At 71.0% G+C, this 3700-nt stretch carries 2 protein-coding genes; both read right to left on the bottom strand.

The annotated features are described in order from the left end of the window. The coding region (locus tag B8460_RS10875) for a Hint domain-containing protein (protein WP_158322806.1) at window positions 1-3027 on the bottom strand (3027 nt) is incomplete at its 3' end. Window positions 3028-3481: 454 nt separating this feature from the next. Further along, a partial coding sequence (locus tag B8460_RS23060; RefSeq protein WP_048861622.1) for a hypothetical protein occupies window positions 3482-3700 on the bottom strand: 219 nt, incomplete at its 5' end.

Genomic DNA, 3700 nt, shown 5'->3' with positions numbered 1-3700 from the left:
GGCCGGGGTGATTGCGTCCGCCGCCCGCGGGCCGCGCCGCGCCGTGCGGATCGCATTGCGCTCGAGCGCCTCGATCCGCGCCGCCGTCTCCGCCACGTCGCGCACGGCGGTCCACGGGTGGCTCGTCTGCGCATGCGCGAGGATGCGCCGCTTGTTCGTGCGCACGTCGGTCAGCGTCCGCAGCATCGACGCGCCGTGCACGCGGTATTCGGCGAGGATGTCGGCGACCGGCCGTCCCCACAATCCGCGTTCGGCCATGCGGCACCACAGGTCGTAATCCTCCCACCCCGTGCGGACATGGTCATAGCCGCCGACCGCCGCCCAGCCGGATTTGCGCACGAGCGCCATCGCGTCGATGAAGTTGCCTGCGGCCAGGCGCATCGGCGCGAACGGCTCGCCGCCGAACGTGCCGGATTTCTCGCCGAACTCCAGGATCGTCGGGTAGGCGAAGGCCGCGCCGCTGTCCTGCAGCGCCCGCCGGCAGGCCTCGACGCAGCGGGGAAACAGCCGGTTGTCGGCGTCGAGCGGCAGGACAAACGGCGTCTCGGCCGCCGCGAACCCCGCGTTGCGCGTCAGGCCGAGGCCGGAATTGACGAGGTTTTGCAGCACGACCACGCGGTTGAACCGGCCGCCGTTGCGGCCGACCCAGTCGAGCACGACATCGAGGGAGTCGTCGGTCGACCGGTCGTCGACCACCACCAGGTCGAGCGCCTCTTCGGTCTGGAAATACGCCGAATCCAGCGCCTCGCGCACGTAGTGGCCATAGTTATAGAGCGGGATCAGGACGGTGGTCGCGGCCTCGCCCAGCCGGTCGGCGGCATGCACGACGCTGTGCTGCGGGATGTGCGGCAGGGCGGCGGGGGCGCTGCCGGCGCGGCGGATCGCCAGTTCGAACGCCCGCGCCGCGTCCGCCCCCGGACGGCTTTGGCCGAGCATGAGGGCGTAGTGTTCCGCCCGCGCCTCCGGCCCGTAGCGCCACAGCACGTCGTGGTAGGCCGCGCGCGCGGTGCGCCGGCGCAGGCTCGCGTCGTCGATCAGACGGCGCAGCACGGATTGCCATGCGCGCGCCCCGTCGGCGAGGAAGCCGGTCTCGCCGTCACGGATCGCCCGCCGGAACGGGCCGGTCGGCGAGGCGACGGTGCAGACCTCGACGAGCGCCGCCTCGAAATACTTGAGCTCGCTTTTCGCCTCGCAGAACGGGTTGCCCACCTGCAGCGGCGCGAGGTTGATGTCGAAGCGCGCAATCTCCGCCGGCAGCTCGGCGACCGGCACCATGTCGCGCCACTCGATCTGCGCGGCGCAGGCCGCAAGGCCGGGATATTCGTCGACGTCGACCAGCGGCACGTCGTGCACGGGATGGCGGAACAGCACGAGACGCGCGTCCGGCCGCTCCGGCAGCAGGCGGCCGAGTGCCTCGGCCACAGGGCGGAAATCCGCCTGATGGGTGCGCGAGCCGCCGGCATAGCCAAGGCGCACGACACGTTCGGTCGGGGCCAGCCGCCGCTGCCGCACCGCGCGCCGCGAGGCGGCGAGCGTCGTCGCATCGAAGCCGTTGGGTATGACGTGCACCGGCTTGCCGTGCGGGCGCAGATGCGCGGCAAGCTCCGGCGTCGTGCAGGTCACCGCGTCGGCGGCCTGCAGCGTCGCGAGCATGCCGTCATAGAGCCGGCGGATCTCGGCACTGTCATAGCCGTTGAAGCGGATCGCGTCGATGACGTCCGGTCGCGCGAGGCGCGCGTCGGTCATCACGTCGTCGAGGTCGAAGACCACGTGCGCCCCGCCCTCGCGCGCGGCGGCCAGCGCGTCCTCCATGCCCGGCGCGTGCAGCGGTGCCCGCCAGATCAAGAGATGATCGGCCCGTGCGATCGCCCCACGGGCGCCGCCGACCTCATCGAGGGTGATGGCGCGGGCGTCGATGCCGTGGCGGCACAGGGCGTCGACGGCGCGGGCCACGCGATAGGCGTGGCCGGGCGTCTCCGGTTCCCCGGAGATGACGATCGCGCGCTCGGCACGGGCGGCGATGCCGCGTCGGGTCCCGGGCGGCGCGGTGCCGTCATCCTCCGCCGCCGCGTGGACTGGCGGCGCGATCCAGTACAGCCCGTCATGGGCGAGTGTGATGGTGACGTCCACCGGCGCGCGGTCCGCCTGCCAGCGCAGCCGCGCGTGCCCGTCGGTCCAGCGCCAGGAGATGCCGCCGTCGTCCTGCGGCAGGTGCAGCCCCTGGTGCGCGGGATCATCGAGATCGAGCAGGACCGGTGCGTCGCCCCCCCCGATCCGTATGCCGCGCACCGCCACGCCGAGCACGCGTTCGTCGCCGGAGCCGGGGGAGACGTCGCGCGGCACGAAGCTGCGCGAGACGATTTCCAGCGATCCGGCGGCGACCGGCACGGTGAAGCGGTAGGACAGTCCCTCCACGGTGTCGGGGCGCAGCGTGCGTCCCGCGACGACCAGATACGGATCAGGATCGTGTTCACGCCGGTATCCCGCCGCGTAGGCGACGTCGAGCAGACGCGCGCGCAGCGCGGCGAGCCGGTGCTGTGCACCTGCCGCAGTGACGCCATCACGTGGCAACGTGGCGGTCGCGCGTGCCGCGCCGCGACGCCCGCGCGTCGGCGCGCGGGTTGCGCAGGCGACGCCTTCAGCCATCATCCAGCTACGTTCCGGCAACGTCACGTCGAAATAGGCGAGTCCGGGCGGCGGATCGATCCTTGTGATCGTGCCGCCGTTGACAAGTTCGCGCGCGGTCGCGACGACGTCGTCGATCGCGACACACTGATCCGGCGCCAAAACAATGTCACGGTGCGGCAATCCATCGCCGAGCGCGCCGCGCGCGATGCATACCGGCTGGATCGCGTCGGTTCGCGGCACATGGACGAGGCTGAACCGCTGTTTGTCCAGACGCAGCACGGGTGCGAGCTGCCCGTTGCGCGTGACCACCAGTTCCCCTTCAACCAGAGCCTCGATCGGGATAGGACCGCAGGACGTGAGCACCTGCGTACCGGCAAGGAACCCAAGTGTCGAACCCACACGCACCTCAACGCTCTGTTTCGTCCGTCAAACCGTGCGCACCACGACGACACGGCGCCATCGCAGTGCGATGTCGCATCACCAACTCATTTCAATTGCAACTCATCAATCAGCGGCGATGCGAGCTGACGTACACTAGTTTGGCCGAGTACGCAGGTGCAATGTAGAAAGCCGTGACAGGCACGTCCGCAGTTACCGCCATGCAACATCATGTGTCTAGGGAGTTGGACCGTGTCGGCATCAGCGGGCATCAGGCTCATGCCGTGAGCATCGAGTGCGGGCGGCGCGGTCGCCCGGCACGTCCCGCGCCGCCAGGGTCCGGAGGCGCAGTCGTGATTGCGTTCCGTCCCTTATGTGCGGTGCAGCGTGCTTGCGGGCGAACCCCCACCGGTCTAACTCACCGCCCGGCCACCCGCGTCCCGCGGACGGTCAAGGTCAGGAGTTCACCTTTCTGTTACCAACGGGCGGGCAGCCGAAGATGCCGCACCAACGCCGGGGCGTGAACATGCCCCTGCCGCGCAACCAGGAAGACCAGGAGCGGCAGCAAAACCCGCGCCGGCCGCGGCGTGATGGCGGTCGATCCTAATCCCGGGGATGCGGCGGCCCCGGCCGCGCCCGCCGCGGCTGCGCCGAGGCCGGCGGCGCGCACCGTCGCGTCGACCGAGGGGCCGCC

The organism is Acidisphaera rubrifaciens HS-AP3, assembly GCF_000964365.1.
GTDB classification, from domain to species: domain Bacteria; phylum Pseudomonadota; class Alphaproteobacteria; order Acetobacterales; family Acetobacteraceae; genus Acidisphaera; species Acidisphaera rubrifaciens.
This window is presented reverse-complemented; position numbering and strand designations above follow the sequence as displayed.